The 23,990-nt window shown below is 49.8% G+C and carries 21 protein-coding genes and 1 riboswitch; of the genes, 12 read left to right on the plus strand and 9 right to left on the minus strand.

From position 1 onward, the window contains the following. The first annotated feature begins 48 nt into the window (after positions 1-48). From pepQ to hemG (L2712_RS15075), 4 genes are all read left to right on the plus strand, one after another. Entirely contained in the window at positions 49-1,371 is a 1,323-nt protein-coding gene (pepQ, locus tag L2712_RS15060; protein ID WP_248978255.1) for a Xaa-Pro dipeptidase, read from the plus strand. 13 nt (positions 1,372-1,384) lie between these two features. Beyond that, positions 1,385-1,999, plus strand: a complete 615-nt coding sequence (locus L2712_RS15065) for a YigZ family protein (protein ID WP_248978256.1) — start codon at positions 1,385-1,387, stop codon at positions 1,997-1,999. 138 nt (positions 2,000-2,137) lie between these two features. After that, complete coding sequence (locus tag L2712_RS15070; protein ID WP_033538927.1) at positions 2,138-3,595, plus strand: TrkH family potassium uptake protein; 1,458 nt, start codon at positions 2,138-2,140, stop codon at positions 3,593-3,595. Continuing rightward, positions 3,595-4,122 carry a menaquinone-dependent protoporphyrinogen IX dehydrogenase gene (hemG, locus tag L2712_RS15075; RefSeq protein ID WP_033538926.1) on the plus strand — a complete coding sequence of 176 codons (528 nt, stop codon included), beginning with the start codon at positions 3,595-3,597 and terminating at the stop codon, positions 4,120-4,122. The genes L2712_RS15070 and hemG (L2712_RS15075) overlap by 1 nt, the downstream gene beginning before the upstream one ends. Positions 4,123-4,143: 21 nt before the next feature. Here hemG (L2712_RS15075) and L2712_RS15080 read toward each other — a convergent pair whose 3' ends face one another. After that, entirely contained in the window at positions 4,144-4,449 is a 306-nt protein-coding gene (locus L2712_RS15080; RefSeq protein WP_033538925.1) for an ArsR/SmtB family transcription factor, read from the minus strand. A gap of 273 nt (positions 4,450-4,722) precedes the next feature. Here L2712_RS15080 and hemG (L2712_RS15085) point away from each other — a divergent pair, with 273 nt between their 5' ends. After that, entirely contained in the window at positions 4,723-5,259 is a 537-nt protein-coding gene (hemG, locus tag L2712_RS15085; RefSeq protein WP_088905831.1) for a menaquinone-dependent protoporphyrinogen IX dehydrogenase, read from the plus strand. 104 nt (positions 5,260-5,363) lie between these two features. After that, positions 5,364-5,897 (plus strand): thioesterase family protein, encoded by a 534-nt coding sequence (locus tag L2712_RS15090; protein WP_033538924.1) that lies wholly within the window; start codon positions 5,364-5,366, stop codon positions 5,895-5,897. A gap of 305 nt (positions 5,898-6,202) precedes the next feature. Here the strand turns inward: L2712_RS15090 and L2712_RS15095 are convergent, their stop codons facing one another. Continuing rightward, positions 6,203-6,850: a glutathione S-transferase family protein gene (locus L2712_RS15095; RefSeq protein WP_248978257.1), complete on the minus strand. Its 648-nt coding sequence runs from the start codon at positions 6,848-6,850 to the stop codon at positions 6,203-6,205. A gap of 81 nt (positions 6,851-6,931) precedes the next feature. Further along, entirely contained in the window at positions 6,932-7,837 is a 906-nt protein-coding gene (locus L2712_RS15100) for a LysR family transcriptional regulator (protein WP_248978258.1), read from the minus strand. A 185-nt stretch (positions 7,838-8,022) separates the two neighbouring features. Here L2712_RS15100 and L2712_RS15105 point away from each other — a divergent pair, with 185 nt between their 5' ends. Beyond that, entirely contained in the window at positions 8,023-8,712 is a 690-nt protein-coding gene (locus L2712_RS15105) for a DNA-3-methyladenine glycosylase I (protein WP_248978259.1), read from the plus strand. 202 nt (positions 8,713-8,914) lie between these two features. Here L2712_RS15105 and L2712_RS15110 read toward each other — a convergent pair whose 3' ends face one another. After that, a complete protein-coding gene (locus L2712_RS15110) occupies positions 8,915-9,661 on the minus strand; it encodes a TorF family putative porin (protein ID WP_248978320.1) in 747 nt (248 codons plus the stop codon). Between the two features lie 436 nt (positions 9,662-10,097). On the opposite strand from L2712_RS15110, the gene L2712_RS15115 reads away from it, so the two are divergent. The 3 genes from L2712_RS15115 to L2712_RS15125 all read left to right on the plus strand — a co-directional run bounded on the left by L2712_RS15115 (position 10,098) and on the right by L2712_RS15125 (position 16,380). Then, positions 10,098-11,258 (plus strand): efflux RND transporter periplasmic adaptor subunit, encoded by a 1,161-nt coding sequence (locus L2712_RS15115; protein ID WP_033538920.1) that lies wholly within the window; start codon positions 10,098-10,100, stop codon positions 11,256-11,258. Between the two features lie 9 nt (positions 11,259-11,267). Further along, positions 11,268-14,417, plus strand: a complete 3,150-nt coding sequence (locus tag L2712_RS15120; protein WP_248978260.1) for an efflux RND transporter permease subunit — start codon at positions 11,268-11,270, stop codon at positions 14,415-14,417. A gap of 121 nt (positions 14,418-14,538) precedes the next feature. Then, positions 14,539-16,380, plus strand: coding sequence for a M14 family metallopeptidase (locus L2712_RS15125; RefSeq protein WP_248978261.1), 1,842 nt, complete (start codon positions 14,539-14,541; stop codon positions 16,378-16,380). A 48-nt stretch (positions 16,381-16,428) separates the two neighbouring features. Here the strand turns inward: L2712_RS15125 and L2712_RS15130 are convergent, their stop codons facing one another. Then, complete coding sequence (locus tag L2712_RS15130) at positions 16,429-17,220, minus strand: class I SAM-dependent methyltransferase (protein WP_248978262.1); 792 nt, start codon at positions 17,218-17,220, stop codon at positions 16,429-16,431. A gap of 268 nt (positions 17,221-17,488) precedes the next feature. Between L2712_RS15130 and L2712_RS15135 the strand changes: the two genes are divergently transcribed. Further along, positions 17,489-18,199: a DUF4097 family beta strand repeat-containing protein gene (locus L2712_RS15135; RefSeq protein ID WP_346347569.1), complete on the plus strand. Its 711-nt coding sequence runs from the start codon at positions 17,489-17,491 to the stop codon at positions 18,197-18,199. Positions 18,200-18,291: 92 nt separating this feature from the next. On the opposite strand, the gene L2712_RS15140 is transcribed toward L2712_RS15135, so the two are convergent. The 4 genes from L2712_RS15140 to L2712_RS15155 all read right to left on the minus strand — a co-directional run bounded on the left by L2712_RS15140 (position 18,292) and on the right by L2712_RS15155 (position 22,518). Then, positions 18,292-19,113, minus strand: a complete 822-nt coding sequence (locus L2712_RS15140) for a phosphatase PAP2 family protein (RefSeq protein WP_248978264.1) — start codon at positions 19,111-19,113, stop codon at positions 18,292-18,294. A 75-nt stretch (positions 19,114-19,188) separates the two neighbouring features. Continuing rightward, entirely contained in the window at positions 19,189-20,007 is an 819-nt protein-coding gene (locus L2712_RS15145; protein WP_248978265.1) for a phosphatase PAP2 family protein, read from the minus strand. A 161-nt stretch (positions 20,008-20,168) separates the two neighbouring features. Further along, the gene (locus tag L2712_RS15150; protein ID WP_346347570.1) at positions 20,169-20,456 is read right to left on the minus strand and encodes a GIY-YIG nuclease family protein; all 288 of its coding nucleotides are present in this window, start codon (positions 20,454-20,456) and stop codon (positions 20,169-20,171) included. 1 nt (position 20,457) lies between these two features. After that, positions 20,458-22,518: a S9 family peptidase gene (locus tag L2712_RS15155; protein ID WP_248978266.1), complete on the minus strand. Its 2,061-nt coding sequence runs from the start codon at positions 22,516-22,518 to the stop codon at positions 20,458-20,460. A 138-nt stretch (positions 22,519-22,656) separates the two neighbouring features. Next, positions 22,657-22,842, plus strand: a riboswitch (FMN riboswitch). A gap of 159 nt (positions 22,843-23,001) precedes the next feature. On the opposite strand from L2712_RS15155, the gene ribB reads away from it, so the two are divergent. Then, the gene (ribB, locus tag L2712_RS15160) at positions 23,002-23,655 is read left to right on the plus strand and encodes a 3,4-dihydroxy-2-butanone-4-phosphate synthase (protein WP_033538911.1); all 654 of its coding nucleotides are present in this window, start codon (positions 23,002-23,004) and stop codon (positions 23,653-23,655) included. The last annotated feature ends 335 nt before the right edge of the window (positions 23,656-23,990 follow it).

The following is a 23,990-nucleotide window of genomic DNA, read 5'->3' on the forward strand; positions in this document are numbered from 1 at the left end:
TCCTTTTTAGCTAAAAAGGTGCCGCAGAAGAATAACAGGAAGCCTAATATGGAAAACTTAGCCCCCCTCTATCCCGCCCATATCGCCGAGCTAAATCGACGCGTTGCCGAGATCACCGCAAGAGAGCAGCTAGCTGGCTTAGTGATACATTCAGGGCAGCCCCATCGTCAGTTTCTCGATGATCTGGATTACCCTTTCAAGGTCAATCCGCATTTCAAGGCCTGGCTTCCTGTTATCGATAACCCCCACTGCTGGTTGGTGGTTAATGGTCGCGATAAGCCACAACTGATCTTTTATCGTCCAGTGGACTTTTGGCACAAGGTTGCCGATTTTCCCGATGCTTTTTGGACCTCAGAGGTAGAGATTAAGCTGCTGACCAAGGCCGATAAAGTGGCCGAGTTACTGCCAGACAATATTCAGGATTGGGGCTACATAGGTGAGCATTTGGATGTTGCCGAGGTGCTCGGTTTTACCTCCCGAAATCCAGAGTCGGTGATGAGTTATCTTCACTATCACAGAGCCACAAAGACACAATATGAGCTGGCTTGTATGCGCCGCGCGAGTGAGATTGGCGTGCGTGGTCATGTTGCGGCAAAAGATGCCTTCTATGGCGGCGGTAGTGAGTTTGAGATCCAGCGGGCCTATCTGGCGGCTACAGATATGGGTGAGAATGATGTGCCCTACGGCAATATTATCGCCTTAAACCAAAATGCAGCCATATTGCATTATACGGCGCTCGAGCATCAGTCGCCTAAGCAGCGACTGTCATTTCTAATTGATGCCGGTGGGAGTTTCCATGGCTATGCCTCGGACATTACCCGTACCTATGCTTTTGAGAAAAACCTGTTTGGTGATCTGATTGCCGCCATGGATAAGCTGCAGTTGTCCATCATAGATATGATGCGCCCTGGCGTGAAATATGTGGATCTTCACTTGGCTACCCACGACAAACTGGCGCAGTTGCTGCTCGATTTCAAGCTGGCTAACGGTGAAAAGCAAGCCTTGATAGAGCAGGGTGTTACCAGCGCCTTCTTCCCCCATGGGCTCGGGCATATGCTGGGTTTGCAGGTACATGATATGGGTGGCTTCTTGCATGATGAGCGCGGTACTCATATTGCCCCACCTGAGGCTCATCCGTTTCTGCGTTGTACCAGAACCTTGGCGGCCAACCAAGTGCTGACCATAGAGCCTGGACTTTACATCATCGACAGCCTGCTTAACGAGTTAAGACAGGATGGCCGCGGTAATCTGATTAACTGGCAAACGGTCGATCTGATACGTCCATTTGGCGGTATACGTATCGAAGACAACGTGATTGTTCATAGCGATCACAATGAAAATATGACTCGCGATCTGGGTCTGCAAGGATAAAAGGTAAGGGTTGTTGAGCGAGAGTTATCCTATTCCGGCCGAGCCGATCACCATAGAAGAAGAGATAAAGCATAGCCGCTTTATCTCTTTTCTATTTCACTGTCCATCGGAAAAATCGCTGAAGTGTGCACTCACTAACATCAAGGCGCTATACCCTGGAGCAAATCACTATTGCTATGCTTTTATCGCAGGTGCGCCTGACAATAACGTGGCCATGGGCAGTAGTGATGATGGCGAGCCCTCAGGTAGTGCTGGGCGTCCCATGTTGGCCACGCTGCAAGGGGCTAAAATGGGAGAGATTGGTGCCATCGTTGTGCGCTATTTTGGTGGCACTAAGTTGGGAGTGGGCGGCTTAGTACGGGCCTATAGCTCGGGGATAAAACAGGGACTGACTCAGCTGCAAACTGAGATCAAGCTGATCCGCTATCCGGGTCGCCTCGTATGTGACTATCACCAACTCAAAGATGTAGAACATTTTCTGCAACAGTGTGAGGCTGAGGTGAGTGATAAAGTGTTTACCGATAAGGTGACATTGACCTTTGAGATGCCAAAAGCGATGCAGGCAAGATTCAATCGTGATCTGGCGACGTTAAGTCAGGGCCGATTAGAGGCGGATTTCGCCGATTAGCGCTGGTCTAGTTCAGGGCTTTCGGTAAATATTTTCCTTTTGGCGATACGGACCCAATAAATTTTATACAACAGCGTGGTTAAACTATGCGAGAATGCGCAAGTGCGTCATCGCTAACGGAATAATAAAAACGCCCTAATGCAATATAGAACCATTATAAGAATTACAGGCCTCTTGATGGGGTTGTTTTCTTTGTCGCTTCTGCCGCCAGCGCTGGTTGCCGTGATCTACAAAGATGGCGGCGGTACCGCCTTTCTTCAAGCCTTTGTTCTTAGCTTGTTACTTGGTTTTGTGTTCTGGTATCCCAATCGTCGCCACAAGAAAGATCTGCGAACCCGAGAAGGCTTTTTGTTGGTGGTGCTTTTCTGGGGCGTACTGGGATCTATAGGTGCCGTGCCTTTTATCTTTTCCAGCCAACCCGATCTCTCGTTAACAGATAGCTTTTTCGAATCGTTTTCCGCATTAACCACCACAGGGGCAACGGTTTTAGTTGGCCTGGACAGTTTACCTAAGGCAATTCTCTTCTACCGCCATCTACTTCAGTGGCTCGGTGGCATGGGGATCATTGTATTGGCGGTGGCCATTTTGCCAGTACTCGGGATTGGCGGGATGCAGCTCTATAGAGCGGAGATCCCTGGGCCTGTAAAAGACAGTAAGATGACGCCGCGGATCGCCGAGACCGCTAAGGCGCTCTGGTACATCTATCTTGCCTTGACCATCGCCTGTGCCTTTGCCTATTGGATTGCGGGTATGGATGTGTTTGATGCCATCTGTCACTCTTTTTCGACCATTGCTATCGGCGGTTTCTCGACCCATGATGCGAGCATGGGCTACTTTGATAGCACGGCGATCAACATGGTGTGCGTGGTGTTCTTGTTGATCGCGGCGCTGAATTTCAGCCTGCACTTTGCCGCCTTTACCCGCCGGGGCATTAATCTTAAGGTTTATTTTCGAGACGCCGAATTTAAGGCCTTGATTGTGATTCAGCTGGCGCTGACGCTGATCTGTTTTGGCACTCTTTATCAGTCCGGTATTTATGACAGCGCCGAGGAGACATTTGACTTTGCCCTGTTCCAGGCGGTTTCTATCTCTACCACTGCCGGTTTTGGCACAGAAAGCTTTCATATGTGGCCGCTATTTCTGCCCATGTTATTGATATTCTCAAGTTTCATTGGGGGATGTGGCGGTTCAACTGCGGGTGGCATCAAGGTGATGCGGATGATCTTACTCTTGTTACAGGGCTCCCGTGAACTGAAACGCCTGGTGCACCCAAGAGGCATGTTTTCGATACGTATTAGTGGCAAGGCCTTGCCCGATAGGGTTATCGATGCCGTGTGGGGGTTCTTCTCTGCCTATGCCCTCGTTTTTGTGGTTTGTATGTTGATCCTGATGGCGCTGGGCATGGATAATATTACGGCTTTTAGTGCCACGGCGGCCTGTTTGAATAACCTGGGGCCAGGGCTCGGCGAAGTGGCCAGCAACTATGCCAGTATCGGTGATGGTGAGAAGTGGGTGCTGGTGGTGGCCATGCTATTCGGGCGGCTGGAAGTGTTTACCTTATTGGTGTTGTTTACGCCGACTTTTTGGAAGAATTAATGAGTCGTACCCTAATTATATATTCGACCGTAGATGGTCAGACGAAAGCCATCTGTGATCAGATTGCCGAGCAGTGCAAGTCTGATACTCAATTGGTAACCATGGTTAGCCTGGAAGAGGCGCAGTCGGTTAACCTTTCCTATTTTGATAAGGTCATCATAGGGGCCAGTATACGTTATGGTAAGCACAGACCTGAGCTGTTCCAGTATGTGAATCGTCACAGAGCCGTGCTTAACAGTAAGAAGAACGCCTTCTTTACTGTGAATGTGGTGGCCAGAAAGCCAGAGAAAAACACGCCAGAAACCAACCCTTATATGAAGAAATTTTTGCAGCTGTCATTATGGCAGCCGCAGCAACTTGGGGTGTTTGCTGGCAAGATCGATTACCCCAAATATCGCTTCTTCGATAAGTTTATGATCCGTTTTATCATGTGGATCACTAAAGGCCCGACAGATACCTCTGGTACCTTCGAGTTTACCGATTGGGACAAGGTGCGGGAATTTGCGAAAGCCTTTAGCGAGCGTTAAAGGCTTTCTATTTCGCAAGGGCTATGCGCAGTAGCGCTTGTAGAGAATCGAAATCACCTCGGTGACTTGCTCGTTCTTCAGGGTGTAGTAGACGATCTGTGAACTCTTACGAGTGGCGACCAGATCTTCGGCGCGCAATACCGCCAGGTGTTGTGACAGTGCAGACTGGCTCAAGGGCACGTTTTCATTTAGCTGAGTGACGCTAAGTTCATTATCGAGCAGCTGGCATAAGATCATCAATCTATATGGATTTGCTATCGCTTTAAGCCATTTTGCTGCGCTTTGAGCATTGGTGACCATTGCATTTACATCAATATCTTTTTGCATACGGCAACTCTCTTGTACTCTTTTAATTAGATAATTCTAATTGAATTAGGAAGTGGAAGCAATGATACTTAGCACGGATTGATAACTCAAACCTACGCCGACTCGTGTCTTATGTGAATTGCTCTATATTTTGCGTCTATTTTACCTTGAGTAAAATATCTAATTGGTGGTGTATTTCACAAAATCCTTAACTAAATTGTGATCCAATTTGATGTTTCTGCGGCACTTTACTGCAACAATGTGGTTATCTTTTCCGATACAGATGAGTCGTTTATGGCTTCAGTACTAATTGTTTACTATTCTCGCGGTGGTCATACGGCCAAGATAGCCCAGGCGATGGCGACGCACTTGAGTGGGTTAGGCCACAGCTGTGATGCCCTGCGTATTGGCGAGTTCGACAGTATTGATTGGGGTAAGTATGACTATGTCGCTCTAGGGGCCTGTGTACTTTACGGTAGTTATCATAAGTCTGTGTTTGAATTTGCAACCCGTTATCAGGCTGAATTGGCGGCCAAACCCAACAGTTTCTTTAGTGTAAACGTAGTCGCGCGCAATCCTGAGAAGCGAGTGCCAGAGAACAACAAGTATCTGCAGAAGTTTATCGAACTCTCACCCTGGAAACCCAATGACGTTAAGGTGATTGCCGGTAAGGTGGATTATCCCTCCTGGCGTTGGTATGACAGATGGATGATTCAGCTGATCATGAAGATCACCGACGGCCCGACCGATCCGAAAGCCGTTATCGATTACACTGACTGGGATGACGTCAAGGTGTACGCCGAACATCTGCTGACTCTGAAAGCCAAATAGTATTGATAGCGTCAGAGGTGGTTTACCACCTCTGTACGATCTTGCTTGTCTCCTGGTCTGACCTCTGTTAGCCTTTTTGCCTTCATTTTTGGGGGCAGAGTGAGATGAATCTTTATTTTCGTTTGTTTTGGTTGATGTTTTGGCGTGTGCGTCACTGTGGTCGTATCGATTTTTTGGGAACGAGCAAGATCAGTTATCGTGCCTTACCGTTGGATTGTGACATTAACTTTCACCTGACCAATTCTCGCTATCCTGCGCTGATGGATCTAGCGCGCACCTATATGCTTGCCGAGATGGGATTGCTTAAGCGTTTTTTGAAGCTTAAGTGGTTGCCGATCGTTAACGCCGCCGAATTTACCTATATACGTGACATCAAACCTTTGCGCCGCTTCGATATCGAGAGCAAGGTCGTGGGCTGGGATGAGAAATATTTCTATGTGGAGCAGCGCTTTGTCAGTGAAGGTACGCTGCACTGCATAGTGCATGTTCGCGGAGTCTTTGTGAATAACCGCAAACAGGTACCTATTGAAGAGATGTTGAAAGAGGCGGGGTTTGACGGTCCAGCGCCCAGCCTGCCGCCGGAAGTGGAGAAATGGAAGGCATTCCTCACGCTTAAAAAAGAGAGAAACCTTGCTTAGGAACAGTTTATCTTTCAGGTTTGATTTCTGTTCAAGCTAAACGGGTTTTGTTCGCGGCGCGAGCCATGCTACTTAATTTGACTATATAAATGGTGAGCAGTAAGAGATCGTTAGGAACGATTTTTTACTGCTTGGCTGGACTGACGCTGAAAAGCTGGATGCTTGTCATATTAAGTAGTACAGGTTGAGGTTAACCCTTTGGTCTGCGTATGTTGTTTATCTCTTCTTTGCTATCTCTGGCTTGGTTTGCCTATATAGATCGATTTCAAACTGGCGAAGAAACAAATGGTAAAGGTTAGCTGACCCTAGGGAATGGGGCGGAAGCCGGCTTGCACTGCGGCCTGTATTAGGTCTATCTCCTCTTGCACTTGAATCCAGGCTCCCCGAATATGGGCTTGATTCAGGTATCTGTCTAAGGGATCGAACTGGTAGAGTTTAAAGCGATGTTTGGCATGGATCAGGCAGGGTATCAAGGCACAATCTGCCATGGTGAAAGCGTCACCGCAGAGCCAGTGATGTTCCATTAATTTGTTGTTCAGCTCGCTTAGCAAGTGAGTGATATTTTTTTCTAACTGCTTTACTTTTATCGGATTTTCCTCTTTCCGCGCATCAATTTGCTCCAATAGATAGAGTTGATTATTTAAGTCGTTGTCTATGATGCGATCATATAGACGCACCTGAAGTCGCTCGGCATAACTCTGGGGAAGTAGTTGAGTGCCTGTGGCAAACTCATGATCTATGTAGTCTATGATGATGCTGGATTCGGGTAATAACTCTCCGGTGCGAGTCTTGAGCAGTGGTAGCTTACCCAAGGGAAATTGCTGCTTAAATTCATTACGCGAAAAGGGATCGCTGAGCTCGATCACCCTAGGATAAAAATTGGCTTGTTTCTCGTAGAGGGCAATCAAGACTTTTTGGGAATATCGTGACAAGGGATGGTAAAACAGTTCCATCAAATGCACCTCCCATTTGCCCAGAACCAATAAGTTAATGGTAGTTCGAAATCCATTATCTGGCCTGCTTTTTATCGCTGTTTAAAGCTCTTCAGCCGTTGTCAGTCGCTCGCTAAGCAAGCTAATCATAGCCATGACTCTGGGGGGGATCACTTCTGCATAGGGGTGAACCAGATAGAGCGCGGCACATCCTATATGGTAGTCGGGTAAGAGCAGCACTAGATCCCCATTGGCTAAGTAGGGTTTGATCACTGGGTCGGGCAAGAGTGTCAGCCCCAGCCCTTGGCATGCCAGGCTTAGACTTCCCTGTAGGCTATTGCAGTTGATAAAAGGGGTGAGTTGCAGTTTGAAACTGTCGCCATCGCTATTTTCAAATTGGCAGTGTTTGGGCAATTGATTATTGGACAGCAAGATCCATTGATGGTGGGCCAGGTTGTCCGGGTGCAAGGGGGCGCCGTGACGTGAAATATAATCAGGGCTCGCGACTAAGCGTTCGTGATACTGGGTCAGCTTAGTTGCCCTGGTTTCTGCACCATTGCTCTTGCCGATTTGAATGGCGATATCTATCTGATGTTCCGCCAGGTCAAGCTGGCTATCTTGGAGTAATAGAGACAGGTGCACCTGAGGGTAACGCTGGTGGTATGCCTTGAGGATTGGCGCGATAATCTGTTCACCAAGCGATTCAGGTACGGTGAGAGTGACGCTGCCTTGCAGTTGGTCGTTAGCGGGAATAATAGAAGCTTCAGCCTGCTTGGCGAGTTTGAGCAACTCGGCGCAGTAGTAATAAAAGGCTTCACCTTCCTGAGTGAGTGTGATTCGCCGAGTGGTACGATGTAACAGGCTATACCGACAGCGATCTTCTAACCGCTTGAGGTGTTGGCTGACCATGGAACGGCTGATGTTGAGTGAATCTGCCGCTCGTGTCAGCGATCCCTGTTCTACGACGCTGGCGAAGACGAGCATGCGATAGAGTTGAGCAGCATCCATGGAAACCTCTCTGCCAAGGCGAATTTTCGCCATAAATAGGGGTTATTGTTTACTATAGTTGTAAAAACATCCGATAACATGAGTTATTTGCCTTGCTTGTAAACCAATTGAGCCAATCAGGCTGATCTTAGTGGCGGCAGGGTGCGTATCGGAGAATATCTAGCTAATAAGGAAAAGCAGTAAAGATGGCGCGACAAGAAACTTTCGATAGCCTCTACCAGCGTGCTTGTGAGCGCAAGGGAGGAGAGCTGGGACTGGCCGAGCGGCTGCCTGAGGTTATAACGCAATCTCAGATTGCTCAATATTCAGATGCCGAACTCTTATCTGAGCTTAGCAAGAAGGTGTTTCAGTCTGGGTTTGTGTGGCGCATTGTCGAGAACAAGTGGCCTGCCTATGAAGAGGCGTTTTTCGGTTTCGAACCTCATAAAATCTTAATGCTGTCACCCGAGCAGATTCAGCAGCGCGCCAGTGACCCCAGCTTGATTCGACACCTGAAAAAGACCATGGCGATTTATGATAATGCCTTGATGATCCATGAGATTAAGCTGGCTCATGGTAGCTTTGCCAAGTACATCGCCGATTGGCCCTGTGACAATATCATAGGCTTGTGGAGCGAACTGAAACGTTTAGGTTGTCGTCTGGGGGGAAATACCGGCCCCTATTTTTTACGTACCATAGGCAAAGATACCTTTCTTCTGAGCGAGGATGTTAAAGGGTATTTTCAGGCCCATAAGCTTATCGACTATGGATTTACCTCTAAGCGGGGGTTAGAGCAGGTGCAGGCTGTCTTCAATGAGTGGCAAGCGCAATCGGGCCGCTCGCTGGCCGAGATCAGTCGTATTCTTGCCTGCGGCGTGGGTGATAACCGTATTTAGCTATATTACTCCATGTGCACTGATATTCTTGGATAAAGGAAATACCACTTGATGCCGGGAACACCAAAGGCCTTGAGCACCGGGGATAAATATTCTGACCCTCATGGAAGGGGAAATGCCCTCTCTGTCCATCCATGTGCAAAAAAGCCAGCCTTTTTAGGGGCTGGCAAAACGTGCAGAGATGGAAACTATATTACTGTGACTAAAAGCTCTTACTAACGCCGATGACTACTCGGTCATCAAAAATCTTGGTTTGTGTGCCGTAGACTTTATGGCTCTCATCTACCGTACTGCCGTGGTATCTAAGATCGAAACTCAGGCCGGCAAACGTTTTGCTGACACCTAGGTTCCAATGTCCCCAGCCTTCGGCGCCGTTACCGTCTAAATCCTGATAGCCGACACTTGCCGAGAGGTTAATGCCATTGTCGAACTGGTAACTTGGGTGGATGGCGTAGTTGACCCCTTGCCAGCCATCGACACCAAACCAGTCATCGACGGTGGGCGTCACTTCCAGTTGTAAGTTGGTTCGGCCGAACTGCTTACCGACCTTAAGCCATAACTCTGTGTAGTTGGAGTAGGAGGCGCCTGGGTAGAGGTAGGAGAAGAGCATGACATCATAGGTAATACCTGAGTCGCCGAAGGTGCCCGCCTTACCAATATAAGGAGCCGTGACTATTTCGAGGTTGGGATCGGCAAACTTAATATTTGAGGCGTACACGCCGCCATACCATCCCTTATCGTTACCCCAGCCTAAGGTGCCTTGTACAACAGGGACATCGCCGTCCATGGTTTCTGATTCACCACGAAAGACATAGTCTGAAGCGAATGTCAGCTTGCCGGTTACCGTGCCGCCCAATACTTGCGAGTCTTGTGGCGTCGCCATAATGCCAGCAGATACCAGTAGGCTGCCAAGGAGAAGCGAGTATTTTATCTGGGTTAAAGTCTTCATCATCATTATCTCATCTAGCGGGTTATTTGGCCGATGAGTCGACTATAAGGAGAAGTTGTGAACGGCCTTATCGCAGCAGATGAACTGATGAAATAAAGATGTGAAAAAGTATGAATATATAAGGCTAAACGCCATATATATTTTGGTGTTGCTTTTCATCATCCAAGAGGGAGATAGATCACAAGGTAGACACAAAAAACACTAAAACGGCGGAATAATGCGCCATATTTAACTATGTTTTTACAATGTGGCGTGATTAAAAATAAAAATTTGCATTAACTTACAATATCTACACCCTTAAGTTCTTGTTGCCCCCAGCAAGGTATGAGATAAATAGTCATCTCGATCTATTTTATAAACTTGCTTATACAAGACAACCCCATAGCACTCATTTGTGCATGGGTGTTTTTTGTTGCGGCTTTGATTAGGAGTTCTCATGCGGCAAATAGTGAAAATTGCCTCGTTAGTTAGTGTGGCGTTATGGATAACAGGTTGTGGCCAAGACGAGAACCAAGGTCAGTCTGCTGCAGCCCCTCAGAGTATGGAAGTTGGCGTGGTAAAGGTTGTTGAGCAACCTCAGGCTATTCAAGTGGAACTACCGGGTCGCAGCAAAGCGTTTCTTGAAGCGGAAGTACGCCCCCAGGTCACAGGTATCATTACCGAGCGTGGCTTTGTTGAAGGGGGAGAGGTGACCGAAGGTCAGTCGCTCTATCAAATCGACTCTTCTACATACAGGGCTGCTTTGGTTAGTGCCGAGGCGGATCTGGCGAGAGCCAATGCCGGTTTAGTATCGGCTAAGGCTAAGGCTGCAAGATACAAGGCATTGATTAAGACAGATGCCATTAGCCAGCAAGATTTTGATGAAGCCGATGCTCTTTATAAAGAAGCTCAGGCTAATGTGACTGTGGCTAAAGCGGCTATCAATACCGCTAAGATCAACCTGGAATACACTCAGGTGAAGGCGCCTATCTCTGGCCGTATAGGTAAGTCATCGGTGACCGCAGGTGCCCTGGTGACAGCCAATCAGAGTGCTGCACTGGCGACGATCCAGCAGTTGGACCCCATCAATGTTGATATCGCTCAGTCAAGCGCCCAGTTATTGCGTTTAAAAGCCAAGCTTAAGCAGGGCCAGTTGCAGGCGGCCGATAACGCCGATGTGCGTCTGATCTTGGAAGATGGCACAGTATATGAGCATATGGGGTCTCTTAGATTCGCCGAAGTCAGCGTGGATGAGAATACCGGTTCTGTGACATTAAGAGCTGAATTCCCTAATCCAGATGGTGTTTTGCTTCCTGGTATGTATGTTCGCGCCGTGCTCAATGCGGGCACAGATCCTAAGGCTATCTTGGTACCACAGTCGGCGATAACCCGTAATACCAAGGGCCAGGCCGTCGCCATGGTGATTGGTGCTGATAATAAGGTTGAGCCAAGAGTGGTAACCACCGCTGAGGTGATTGACCATCAGTGGCGTATTACCAGTGGCCTCAAGGTTGGTGAGCAGGTGATTGTCGAAGGGCTACAAAAGATTCGTCCGGGTGCTCCCGTGGTGGCTAAGCCGTTAAGCGAGACGCAATCAGACAAGCAACAACAAAAGTAAGGTAAAGTTATGGCTCGTTTTTTCATCGATCGCCCTATCTTTGCCTGGGTGATTGCAATTATTGTTATGTTGGCCGGGGTGCTTTCTATTATGAAGCTTCCCGTGTCTCAATACCCGAGTATCGCGCCGCCAACAGTGACGATTAGTGCTGTTTATCCAGGCGCATCAGCTAAAACCATGGAAGATACTGTGACTCAGGTGATCGAGCAACGTATGACGGGTATTGACCATCTACGTTATATCTCGTCAACCAGTGACAGCTTTGGTAATGCTCAGATCACCTTGACCTTTAATGCCGAGGCAGATCCTGATATCGCTCAGGTTCAGGTGCAGAACAAGTTACAACTTGCTATGCCTCTGTTACCTCAAGAAGTGCAGGCGCAAGGGGTTAAGGTTAACAAATCCAGCTCGGGTTTCTTGATGGTATTGGGCTTTGTTTCAGAAGATGGTTCTTTGGACAAGAATGATATCTCTGACTACGTGGGTTCCAATGTCTTGGATCCTATGAGTCGTGTCGCGGGTGTGGGTGAGATCCAGCTGTTTGGTGCTCAGTACGCCATGCGTATATGGCTCGACCCACTTAAGCTGACGCAATACAACCTTACCAGCCTTGACATCATAGCCTCGATTCGTGAGCAGAATGCTCAGGTATCTGCCGGTCAGCTTGGGGGGGCGCCATCCATTGCGGGTCAGGAGCTAAATGCTACTGTGACAGCTCAGAGTCGTCTGCAGACGCCAGAAGAGTTTGAGAAGATTATCATCAAGTCGGACACTTCTGGTGCCAAGGTTTTCCTCGAAGATGTTGCGCGTGTCGAGCTAGGTGCAGAGAGTTACTCGGTCGAGTCTTTCTATAACGGCCGCCCAGCGGCAGGTATAGGCATCAAGTTGGCTACCGGTGCGAACGCCTTGCAGACCGCCGAGCTAGTGCGTGAAAAAGTTGATGAGATGAAACCCTTCTTCCCTCAGGGGCTTGAAGTCGTTTACCCATATGATACAACTCCTTTCGTTGAGAAATCGATCGAGGGCGTAGTGCATACTCTGTTAGAAGCTGTGGTCCTGGTGTTTGTGATCATGTACCTCTTCTTGCAGAACTTTCGCGCCACCATTATCCCGACTATTGCGGTACCTGTGGTGTTGCTCGGTACCTTTGCTATCTTGTCGGCAACCGGCTTCTCAATTAATACCCTCACCATGTTCGCTATGGTATTGGCCATCGGTCTGCTGGTGGATGATGCCATCGTGGTGGTGGAGAACGTCGAACGTGTGATGTCAGAAGAGGGTTTGAGCCCTATTGAGGCCACTAAGAAGTCGATGGATCAGATCACCGGCGCCTTGGTGGGTATCGGTCTGACACTGTCGGCGGTATTCGTGCCTATGGCGTTTATGTCGGGTTCTACCGGTGTTATCTATCGTCAGTTCTCAGTGACTATTGTATCGGCGATGGCGCTCTCCGTGATGGTAGCGATTATTCTGACGCCGGCCCTGTGTGCCACTATGTTGAAACCTATTGCTAAAGGGCACCATGGCATCGAAACTGGTTTCTTCGGTTGGTTTAACCGTAGCTTCGACAAGATGACCTCGCGTTATGAGGCGAGTGTCGCGGCGATGATCAAGCGCGCCGGACGTGTCATGTTGATCTATCTGGCCCTGACCGTTGCTGTGGGCTGGATCTTCATGCGCATGCCGACAGCCTTCTTGCCTGACGAAGACCAAGGTATTTTGTTTACCCAGGCTATTTTGCCGACCAACTCTACTCAGGAAAGCACCAAAAATGTGATGGATAAGGTCACTGACTTCTATCTCAATGAGACGGGAGATAGTGTTAAGTCGGTGTTTAGCGTATCGGGCTTCAGTTTTGCTGGTAGTGGGCAAAACATGGGTATTGCCTTCATTGGCTTGAAGGATTGGTCAGAGCGTACTGGGCCTGGACAGGATGTGAATTCTGTTGCTGGACGAGCCATGGGCATGTTCTCGCAGATTAAAGAAGCCTTTGTATTTGCCTTCGTGCCACCTGCGGTGATCGAGCTGGGTACGGCAAACGGTTTCGATTTCTATCTGCAAGATAGAAATGGTCAAGGTCATGATAAGCTGCTCGAAGCCCGTAACATGTTGCTGGGTATGGCTGCACAAAATCCAAACCTGGTGGGCGTCCGTCCTAACGGTCAGGAAGATGCGCCTATGTATCGTATTCATGTCGATCACGCTAAGCTTCGCGCCTTGAGCATCGACATCGACGCCGTGAACAGTGTCCTGGGGACCGCCTGGGGTGGTAGCTATGTAAATGACTTCATCGATCGTGGTCGTGTGAAGAAAGTTTATGTACAGGGCGATGCCGAATACCGCATGCAGCCAGAAGATCTTGATACCTGGTATGTGCGTAACAGTCAGGGCGAGATGGTACCATTCTCTGCCTTTGCAACTGGCAGTTGGGAATACGGTTCACCGCGTCTTGAGCGTTTCAACGGTCTACCTGCGATGAACATCCAGGGTGGTACGGCTCAGGGTTACAGTACGGGTGCGGCTATGGCTGACATCGAAGCTATGGTGGCTAAGTTACCACCTGGATTTGGTGTTGAGTGGAACGGCCTCTCTTATGAGGAACGTCTCTCGGGTAACCAGGCGCCAGCCTTGTATGCCTTGTCTATTCTGGTGGTCTTCCTGGTACTGGCGGCTCTATATGAGAGCTGGTCTGTACCCTTCGCGGTGATCTTAGTGGTACCGCTGGGGATTATCGGTGCCTTACTGGCGATGAATGGTCGCGGTTTGCCCAATGACGTATTCTTCCAGGTGGGTCTGCTGACGACCGTGGGCTTGGCAACCAAGAACGCCATCCTGATCGTTGAGTTTGCCAAAGACTTTTACGATAAGGGCGCTGGATTGGTGGAGGCAACTCTGCATGCGGTGCGGGTACGTTTGCGTCCTATCCTGATGACCTCACTGGCCTTCGGTCTTGGTGTTGTCCCGCTGGCGATCAGTTCGGGCGTGGGTTCGGGCAGTCAGAACGCCATCGGTACAGGTGTATTGGGCGGTATGATGAGTTCGACCTTCCTGGGGATCTTCTTTATCCCTATCTTCTTCGTGATCGTCGAGCGTATCTTTAGTAAGCGCGAGAAAAAGGGTGCGGCGCAACAAGCTGCTGAGTCACCCTCTGAAGAATAAGCGTTAGCGAGTTAATCAAAAAGCCCGGTTTAAGCCGGGCTTTTTATTGCCTAAGGTATTGCACTTGCAGGTTATTTATTGAAAGATAATCGGCTAATAATAAGCCGTTAGGTAATCTAAGATGTCCCTATATTCTCGCGCTACACTTCTCTGCCTTGCCGCCTTCGGCGCATCTGCCATGGCAGAAACCAGCGATCCACAAGTGGCTCAACCCGCGTTAAAGAGTACTTTTGTTAATGATGCCATCCTGCCGCCGACCATCACTTGGCAGGGGGCTAGCGAGACCTTGCTGCGTGGATTGGATGACCCTTGGGCAACGCCCTTCGAGTTAGGGGGATTAAAAACCAGCCCCAACTATGACGAGACCTTTAGCTGGTTGGATAAGCTGATTGCCACCAGCGACAAGCTGCACAAGGTTTCGCTGGGCAAGAGCCCTCAGGGGCGGGATATCTGGATGATAGTGGCATCGCAAGAGGGCGTTAATACTCCTGAGGAGATGCTGGCTAACGGCAAGCCCAGCTTGCTGGTGCAGGCAGGTATTCACTCGGGTGAGATTGATGGCAAGGATGCGGGCATGATGTTGCTGCGCGACATGGTTATGGGAGATAAGCAGGCCCTGCTAGATGGGGCGAATCTTCTGTTTGTACCTATTTTCAGCGTCGATGCCCATGAGCGTAGCGGGCAATTTAATCGCGTGAATCAACGAGGCCCGGTGGAGATGGGCTGGCGCACCACGGCCAACAACCTCAACCTCAACCGTGACTATGCCAAGGCCGATAGCTTAGAGATGCAGCATATGTTGGCGGCGATTAATCGCTGGCAGCCGGATCTCTATATCGATGTGCATGTTACCGACGGTATCGACTATCAATATGACGTCACCTTTGGCTACAACCTGGCTCAGGGACTTAGCCCGGCCAGTTATCGCTGGCTCAATGATAAGTATCGACCTTTGGTCGAACAGGCGCTGACAGCTCAAGGGCATGTGCCCGGCCCTTTGGTGTTTGCCATCGACAATCGCGACATGAGTCAGGGCATGTCCCTGTGGAATGCGAGCCCACGTTACTCAAACGGTTATGGTGACGCACGCCATCTGCCCACCATATTGATCGAAAATCACAGCCTTAAGCCCTTTAAGCAGCGGGTACTCGGCACCTATGTGATGCTAGCATCTACTCTGGAGATCTTAGGTGAGCAGGGCACGTCGCTGCGCAGTGCCATCAAGCAGGATAGCTACCGCTATAGCGATCGTATCACTCTGACCTGGCAGTCGGAGAAGCAGCCTAAAGGATGGGACTTCAAGGGGATCGACTATCGCCTGGAGCAGAGTCCCATTAGTGGTGAGACGGTAGTGCGTTGGACCGGCGAGCCCAAGCTATATGAGAATTTACCCGTTATCGGTAATACCCAGGCAGAGATTAAGGTGAATCGCCCTTCGGCTTACTATATTCCACCCCAGTGGCAAGAGGTGATCGAGCGCCTGAGCATTCATGGCATACGCATGACGCGTTTGGAGCAGCCTACCGAGTTGACCCTGACCCAATATCAATTTGGGGAGCCGACGTTTGCCGCTAAGGATTACGAGGGACGCCAGCGGGTCTCTGCGCCCGTATCGAGCCATAAGACGAAGCTTGAGCTGCCTGCTGGCACTGTAAAGATCAGCACACAGCAGCCACTCGGCGATCTGGCCATTCTCTTGTTGGAGCCGCAATCACCCGACTCGCTGCTACAGTGGGGCTTCTTTAATCCCATATTTACCCGTACCGAATATATCGAGCATTATGCGGTAGAGCCTTTGGCGGTTAAGATGCTGAAAGAAGATCCAGCCCTAGCGGCCGAGTTTGAGGCCGCGTTACAAGATCCTGAATTCGCCAAGGACGCCGAGGTGAGACTGCGTTGGTTCTATGAGCGTAGCCCTTACTATGACAAGCAGTACAGGGTTTATCCCGTGCTGCGAGACTAAACAAAAAAGCAGGCTTAGCCTGCTTTTTTTATTCCAAGGAAAAGTTCGCTACTCGGGTTTGCTGGCCGACACGCTGAACACCAGAGGAATGGGCTTGCCCTGATGCAATTGATAATATCTGGGTCTGTCACTTGGGAGTCCCAGACTTTCACCCGTCACCAGATTGTCAAAGGTGTCATAGGGGCTGAAAGGATATTCCTGTATGGCGTCGATTCTCAGCCCTGCGCCAACTAAAGCGTTTATCACATCGGCCAGAGAGTGTGGCCAGGTCACCATGGTGTGTTTGTTGTCGCTGGCATTTTCCGTATAGGTGCCTTCCTCCTCCACATCTGGCTCTTGCTGGGCAAAGTAGCTGTAGCCTTCCATCAGCGCCTGTACCGGGTGAAACTCCACCATATAAAACTGGCCACCGGGCTTTAGCGACTGATGAATCAGCTTGGCCCAGCGGCTGAGATCCGGTAGCCAACAAAGGGCGCCATAGGAGGTATAGACGATATCAAATTGTTGTTGCAGTCGATCGGCGGCCTCGTAAAGATCGCAACAGACAAAGTCAGCGGTTAGCTGGCAGGCATCGGCCAGTCGTCTTGCATGATGGATGGCGGTATCGGAGAGATCCACCCCTGTTACCTTGGCACCCATGCGCGCAAAGGAGAGGGTATCCAAGCCGAAGTGACATTGCAGGTGCAATAGGCTTTTCCCGTTCACTTCCAGGTCGGCCAGTTCTATCTCCTGCAGCGAGCTGCTGCCGGCAAGAAAGCCATCCACATCGTAGAAGCTTGAGTCCAGATGCTCTAGGGTTCTGTGGTTCCAGGCTGTTCGGTTGAGGGTTAAATAGTCCATGCCTTTGCCTTATAAGTTGATGATGTATTTCACTAAATAGTAACTAATCCCACGATTGAGATGGTGATATATCCTTAGCGAAATGCCACCCAATGGATAATAACATATTAAAAACAACTAGATAACTTTTGGCATGCTATCTGCTTTAGATGAGCTAGCAAAGCGCTGCGGCGTTTGGAATTTTTAGCAGATATTAAGGAAGGTTTTTATGTTGGCTCGCTCACTGGCTATGGTTACGGCTCTGATTTTCGGACTCACAGGATGTATTGTGAATGTGAATAGCGCGGGAAGGGATAGCTTCGACTATCACAAGCAGGTGCAATTGACATTGGCAGCGAGTGAATTAGATACCCTGGTGGCGCACACCGGTGCCGGTGCCCTGAAGGTGATCGGAGATGCGTCGGTAGAGAGTATTACTTTGGATGCAGACATTTATGGTTATGACGGCGCCGAGCCACAATTAACCTTAGTTCGTTCTGGTAACAAGGCTAAGCTGGTTGCTAACTTCGACTCATTCAGCCGACTCTCTTTTTCGAGCAGCCGTTCTCCTTACATAGACCTCGTGGTCAAGGTGCCAGCCCACATGCAGCTGGATATTAATGATGGCTCAGGTGCCATAGCGATTCGCGGCGTGCTGGCGGATATGCAGATTGAAGATGGTTCTGGAGCGATAGATATCGACGGTGGCAAAAAGCTCAGTATCGACGATGGTTCTGGCAGTATTACCCTGACTAATGTGATGGGGGATATCGATATCAATGACGGCTCAGGTAACCTTAGCATAGCGTTGGTCAAGGGTGATGTGACGATTGAAGACGGTTCTGGTGGCATCGAAGTAAGAGAGGTTGAGGGTAAGGTGACCATAGATGATGGTTCAGGCGGTATTCGCGTCGCGGGCTCTCAAGGTTTGCACATCATAGAGGCGGGTTCTGGCAGCCTTAGCTTCGACAATATTCAGGGCCAGGTCAGCATAGACTAAGGCTAGGACTTCCCGGCGCAGAGGCTAATCTAAGGTCTGAATTTGAGTCCTTGGTTAGCCGCTGCCCACCCCTTTACTATTAGGCAAGTGGGTCAGGCTTTCGCCCATTTACCTAGTGTCAATTGCTGCTGAGATCTCAGCTGCTGTCTGATCAGCAGTGCCGTTGCCAGCATCAGCAATCCCCAGCGCAGTCCAATGATCTGCCACGCCATATGCGATGAAGTCTCTTTAAACTGGCACACCATCAGGGTGATAAGTAGTATGCCTAAGATGATTCGCCAGTGCCTGTCGCTGACGCGCAGTAGAGGAACGAACGAAGCCAGATAAGCGCAGCTAAGTCCCAACAAGGCGCCAGCCAGTGTGTCGATTGGCCAGTGAGCACCGACTAAGATGCGCGATAGGGCGATCAGGCTCGCTCCGAACAGGAGTGCCAGCTTAATTTTATTTTGCTGCGCCACCATGAGAAGGGTGCCTGCAAATAGAAAGGCGCTGGTACTGTGGCCCGAGGGAAAACTGTAGTTCAGGCGCGTTTCGCCAACGATATAGAGAAAATCGAGGGTCGCAGCGGGTCTAGGGGCATCAAAATATTGTTTCAACAGTGGCACTAAGATCATCGATAGCAGGCTAGCGACTAATACTCTGGGCATTAACTCTGGGCGGCGCAGCAGACAGATGAGCACTATGGTGCCTAAGGTGCTGCCGTGGCCTAAATCGGTAATCCCAAGTTGCAGCCATTGAGGAAGATGTGGTGACAGGCCGTTGATGGCGGCAAAGAGCCCTTGGTTGAGCTCCTTATTCAAACAGAGCAGCATCAGGATGCCGAAGAGGAACAGCAGCATGCCATAGTGGTTGCGGTCAGTGGTCAATGCCTGCGGACTGTCCCTGCTGGTCAGTGTCTGATTTGGTTGAAACATCACATATCTCTTCATCTAATAAGCGCCTAGTGTAGGCTGCAAAGTGTGAAGAAAGCGTGAATGTTACCTTAAGCGTTAGCTCTGTGTGGCTAGCCAGCGTTTAACCCGTTGCGCGGTGCCATACTCTCGCCAGATCAAGATTGCGGCCGTGCTCAGTAGTCCCCATCTTAATGTCAGGATTGACCAAGTGACCTCTTTATCGAAACTCTTGTCTAACTCACTTACGACTAACACACACCAGAGAAAGCTCAGAATGAGGGCCTTGTGGCGCTGAGATAAGCTGATTTCGGGACAATGCGCCGCGGCGTAGGCACAAAAGAGACCGACGAAGGCGCCCATCACCACATCTTCTGGCCAGTGAGCCCCCACAACAATGCGGGATAGACCTATCAGGGCGGCGAAACTGATTGCCAATAGCTTGATTTGTGTCTGCTTGTAAGCAAAAAACAGGGTACCGGCAAATAGAAAGGCGGTGGCGGTGTGGCCAGATGGAAAACTGTGCGTGAGACGGATTTCGCCGACAATATTCAGGGTTTCCAGCAATGCGGCTGGGCGAGGAGCGTCAAAGGTCTGTTTTAGCAGAGGTACCAAAATCAGCGACAGTACGCTAGCGATAATGACCCTGATTAGCAGCTCGGGGCGCTTGATCAGACAGCAGAGGGTGATCACCCCTAAGGTGACGCCATTACCAAGATCAGTGATGAGCAGGAGCAGGTCTACGGGCGCAAAAGCCGCGATGCCGTTAAAGAATCTAAACAGGGATAGATTGATCGTGGTGTCTAACAGCACGAGGTGCAGACAGAGCAGAATCAATAGTAATCCAATAAAGCCGCGTCCCTGGTAACTGTCTTGCGCAGGCATTCCCATCGCCTTTGCTTGTTTTAGTAATTTCATTGTTTTTCCACATAAACGCGCCCGCCTAAGATAGAGGTTTGTTATGGGGAAGTAAAGGTGTTTAGCTTGTGTTAAATCTTTGATTAATATCTCTTTGGGTTTGGCTATTTGGTTTGTTTCACCCTTAATCTATGATTTTTAGTTTTTTATCCACATAGATGTCATGGCTTTTCGGTATTTGCATCAAATTGTATGAGTGCGAGTTTTTGTGTTTTTGTGAGCCTTTTCACGGCTATTTCACGCTTTAGTGCCGCCGAGTGGCTACCCACCTGTTCACGGTAGACTAAGGCCAGGGGCCCCTTGCCCCGCAGAAACTTGGCGGTCTTGGGGCCGTTGTCGCTATGCTCCTTGAAACGGCGGTCTATATCTGTGGTGATGCCGGTATAGAGTTGTCCCTTGGCGCAGCGGATCATATAAAGACTCCATAGCGGAGCAGCTGTCTGGGTCATATTACGCCAGCCCCAGCAGGCCGAGGAAAAAGGCATACTCTTCGGCCGTGTCTTCATAGTGACGGTAGCGGCCGCTTTTGCCGCCATGACCCGCGTCCATATTGATATGAAATAAGAGTAGATGATCGTCAGTCTTATATTCTCTAAGCTTCGCGACCCATTTGGCGGGCTCGAAATATTGTACTTGAGAGTCATGTAACCCTGTGGTCACCAGCAGGTGAGGGTAGGCCTGCCGACTGACGTTATCGTAAGGCGAATAGCTCAGCATAGTGTGGTAGGCCTCGGCCTCGTTAGGATTTCCCCACTCATCATATTCATTGGTGGTTAGTGGCAGCGATTCATCTAACATGGTGGTGACGACATCGACAAAGGGTACATGGGCCCCGACAGCAAAATAGTGCTGTGGAGCCTGGTTGATCACGGCTCCCATTAGCAGTCCACCGGCGCTGCCACCGCTGGCGACCACCTTATCTTTGGCGCAATAGCCCTGTTCAACTAAGGCTTGGGTGACATCGATAAAGTCGTTGAAACTGTTCTGTTTGTGCATGAGTTTGCCCGCCTCATACCAGGGGCGTCCCAGCATCTCACCACCACGCACATGGGCGATAGCATAGACGACGCCTCGATCCAGCAGACTGACAATGGCGCTGTCGAAATCTGGTTCTATAGTGTAACCGTAGGCGCCATAACCATATTGATACAAGGGGTTGCTGCCATCCTGGCGGAAGGTGTCTTTGCGATACACTAAGGTCACTGGCACCTTGGCGCCGTCTCTGGCATCGATGAAGAGTCGTTCAGTCTGATAGTCTTGGCTGTCGAAACCACCGAGAACCTTCTCCTGCTTCAACAATTGTCTGGCCGTTGTCTGGGAAAGATCCAGTTGGTAGATGGACTCGGGTGTAGAGAGGCTGGCGTAGTAGATCCGCAGATAATGGCTATCCTGGCTGGGGTTGACGTCTAGCCCTACCACATAGGCGGCGTCGTCGAAGGCAAGCTCATACTCAGGTTGGCCGTTGAGGGGCAAGATGCGTATTTGACTCAGTCCCTGATGGCGATACTGCACCACCAGATAGTCTCTCAGTACTAAAAGATCTTCCAGGCGGCGAGCGTCATCGGCCGCGATCACCTCCTGCCAACGGTTTTTATCGCCGATCTCACTTTCCTTGGCTTTCATCAGACGGAAGTTGACCGCCTGCCAGTTGGTGAGTATGTAATACTCATCGCCGCGCTTGGCCACCGAGTATTCGTGTCCGGTCTCACGCGCCAGTAGAGGCTCAAATTGCCCATTACTCAGATCGGCATTGAGCACCGAGACTTGGCTGGTGGTTGTGCTCTCGTGAGTCAGTAAGATACGCGACTCATCCAGGCTTTTTGAAATCGACAGATAGAAGCTGTCGTCGCTTTCCTCATAGACCAGACGGTCGCTCGATTGTGGCTCACCCAAACGGTGGCAATAGACACGATTACCTAATAGGGTTTGCGGATCTTTGGCGATATAAAATAGGTGCCGGTTATCGTTGGCCCACACTATTTCGCCATCGGTATCAGTTAGCGTGTCATTGAGCCATTCATCGGTGTCCAGGCGTTTAATGCTGATGGTGTAGATGCGCCGACTCAGGGTATCTTCACTGATGGCGAGCAAGGACTCGTTGGGGCTGACACTAAGAGCTCCCAGGCTATAAAATTCCTGGCCTTCCGCTCTAAGATTGGCATCCAGTAGCAGCTGTTCATCGCCCTCCTGTACAGGTTTTCGGGCAAATAGCGGGTATTCCCCATCGCCTTGATAACGCTTGTAATACCAATGGCTGTGCCAGCGATAGGGTACGCTCGACTCATCCCTGTCCAGACGGTTGATCAACTCGTCAAACAGCTGTTGCTGCAAAGGCTTAAAGGGAGCAAAACAGGCTTCATGGTAGCGGTTTTCCGCCTCAAGATGTGCCAATACCTGGGGAGACTGGCGAGTATCGTCTCTGAGCCAAAAGTAGTTATCAATACGCTCACCGCCATGATGCTTGAGTCGATGGGGGTGTTTGTGGGCGATGGGGGGATTTATCCCTGGCATTGGGCAGACCTTGTATTAGCAAAAAGAGAGCTGAGCTTGAAGCATGAGCTTAGGTGATCTGCCTTACACTTGTCACCCCTTGGACTTGTACTTTGGTGGATTTAGGCGCACCATAGCGGCGCTTTCCTGCGATGGAAAGTAAGTTCTCAGGGCGGGGTGAGACTCCCCACCGGCGGTGATCATCTTATAAGATGTAAGCCCGCGAGCGCCTATCCCAGTGGGATAGGGTCAGCAGATCTGGTGACGTGCGCGACTAGCCACCTATTCCAGAGCCGACGGTAATGAGCACCTAGGTGCACTAAGTCCGGATGAAAGAGAATATAAGATAGCGTGACCGTGAGCAGCCTGGCGAATGCCTGGATGATGCTTGCGTCTGTACACCTCTTATTCGGCGAGTCTGGGAGTCTCATCCTGGCGCAGCCATTTTCTGCATGCCCTGATTCTGGAAAAAACCATTTTATTAGTCTTACTAAGGATTTAACCATGAATCAGTCTCTACTTTCTCCTTTTGGTGATGCCATTACCCGTGTCGAAGCTGCCTTAACGGCGCTGCGTGCCGGCCAAGGTGTATTGGTGGTCGATGATGAAGATCGCGAAAATGAAGGCGACCTTATCTATAGCGCCGAGCATCTTACTAATCAGCAGATGGCCCTGCTTATCCGTGAATGCAGCGGCATTGTCTGTCTCTGTCTGACCGACGAACGGGTAAAACAGCTGGACCTGCCACCTATGGTTCAAGACAACTCCAGTCAGTATGGCACCGCCTTTACTGTGAGCATCGAGGCAAAGGTTGGGGTGACAACCGGGGTTTCTGCCGCCGATCGCGTTACTACCATCAAGGCCGCGATAGCCGATGACGCCAAGCCAAGCGACCTTGCACGTCCTGGCCATGTTTACCCACTAAGGGCACAGCCGGGTGGTGTATTGACCCGCCGCGGGCATACAGAGGGCACCATAGATCTGATGAAGCTGGCCGGCCTTAAGCCTGCTGGTGTGCTTTGTGAGGTCACCAATGTCGACGGCACCATGGCGCGACTGCCTGAGATCATCGCCTTCGGCCAGCAGCATCAGATGCCGGTACTGACCATAGAAGATATCGTCTGCTATCGTAAGTCTTTGCTTGAGAAAGTGAGTTAATTAAAAGCGAGTTAATTAAAAATAAACAAAGAGCCAATATTTGGCTCTTTGTTTATCAATATAAGCTAAAAATATAAGCTAAAACCCCTGTTCAATTCATCGACAATCAGGGATAAGCATGTCTCTTGTTTGTTGGTATCGGTAGCCGTTCTCTTATTCGCTTCCCTAAATGCCAATTAAAAATAACAACTTAGTATACATTGTATCCTAGTGCTTCTATTTTCGTGACCTAGATTAGACTTTGGTGAAATAGGTATGACGCCAACGTTCGGCTATGTTACTACTCTCAGACCCTATTTTTCGTAGCGTCTGCTTTTGTGGTTATCGAGCAAGGA

The organism is Shewanella marisflavi, assembly GCF_023283925.1.
Classification (GTDB): Bacteria; Pseudomonadota; Gammaproteobacteria; order Enterobacterales; family Shewanellaceae; genus Shewanella; species Shewanella marisflavi.

Excerpts from the sequence above, each read along its gene's own strand:
- L2712_RS15070 (WP_033538927.1), top strand. The coding sequence starts at position 2,138 with ATGCAATATAGAACCATTATAAGAATTACAGGCCTCTTGATGGGGTTG.
- L2712_RS15130 (WP_248978262.1), bottom strand. The coding sequence starts at position 17,220 with ATGGACTATTTAACCCTCAACCGAACAGCCTGGAACCACAGAACCCTA.
- ribB (WP_033538911.1), top strand. The coding sequence starts at position 23,002 with ATGAATCAGTCTCTACTTTCTCCTTTTGGTGATGCCATTACCCGTGTC.
- L2712_RS15090 (WP_033538924.1), top strand. The coding sequence starts at position 5,364 with ATGAATCTTTATTTTCGTTTGTTTTGGTTGATGTTTTGGCGTGTGCGT.
- L2712_RS15100 (WP_248978258.1), bottom strand. The coding sequence starts at position 7,837 with ATGGATGCTGCTCAACTCTATCGCATGCTCGTCTTCGCCAGCGTCGTA.
- L2712_RS15140 (WP_248978264.1), bottom strand. The coding sequence starts at position 19,113 with ATGTTTCAACCAAATCAGACACTGACCAGCAGGGACAGTCCGCAGGCA.
- hemG (WP_033538926.1), top strand. The coding sequence starts at position 3,595 with ATGAGTCGTACCCTAATTATATATTCGACCGTAGATGGTCAGACGAAA.
- L2712_RS15110 (WP_248978320.1), bottom strand. The coding sequence starts at position 9,661 with ATGAAGACTTTAACCCAGATAAAATACTCGCTTCTCCTTGGCAGCCTA.
- L2712_RS15115 (WP_033538920.1), top strand. The coding sequence starts at position 10,098 with ATGCGGCAAATAGTGAAAATTGCCTCGTTAGTTAGTGTGGCGTTATGG.
- L2712_RS15105 (WP_248978259.1), top strand. The coding sequence starts at position 8,023 with ATGGCGCGACAAGAAACTTTCGATAGCCTCTACCAGCGTGCTTGTGAG.
- L2712_RS15080 (WP_033538925.1), bottom strand. The coding sequence starts at position 4,449 with ATGCAAAAAGATATTGATGTAAATGCAATGGTCACCAATGCTCAAAGC.
- L2712_RS15145 (WP_248978265.1), bottom strand. The coding sequence starts at position 20,007 with ATGAAATTACTAAAACAAGCAAAGGCGATGGGAATGCCTGCGCAAGAC.
- L2712_RS15125 (WP_248978261.1), top strand. The coding sequence starts at position 14,539 with ATGTCCCTATATTCTCGCGCTACACTTCTCTGCCTTGCCGCCTTCGGC.
- hemG (WP_088905831.1), top strand. The coding sequence starts at position 4,723 with ATGGCTTCAGTACTAATTGTTTACTATTCTCGCGGTGGTCATACGGCC.
- L2712_RS15095 (WP_248978257.1), bottom strand. The coding sequence starts at position 6,850 with ATGGAACTGTTTTACCATCCCTTGTCACGATATTCCCAAAAAGTCTTG.
- L2712_RS15155 (WP_248978266.1), bottom strand. The coding sequence starts at position 22,518 with ATGCCAGGGATAAATCCCCCCATCGCCCACAAACACCCCCATCGACTC.
- pepQ (WP_248978255.1), top strand. The coding sequence starts at position 49 with ATGGAAAACTTAGCCCCCCTCTATCCCGCCCATATCGCCGAGCTAAAT.
- L2712_RS15120 (WP_248978260.1), top strand. The coding sequence starts at position 11,268 with ATGGCTCGTTTTTTCATCGATCGCCCTATCTTTGCCTGGGTGATTGCA.
- L2712_RS15150 (WP_346347570.1), bottom strand. The coding sequence starts at position 20,456 with ATGACCCAGACAGCTGCTCCGCTATGGAGTCTTTATATGATCCGCTGC.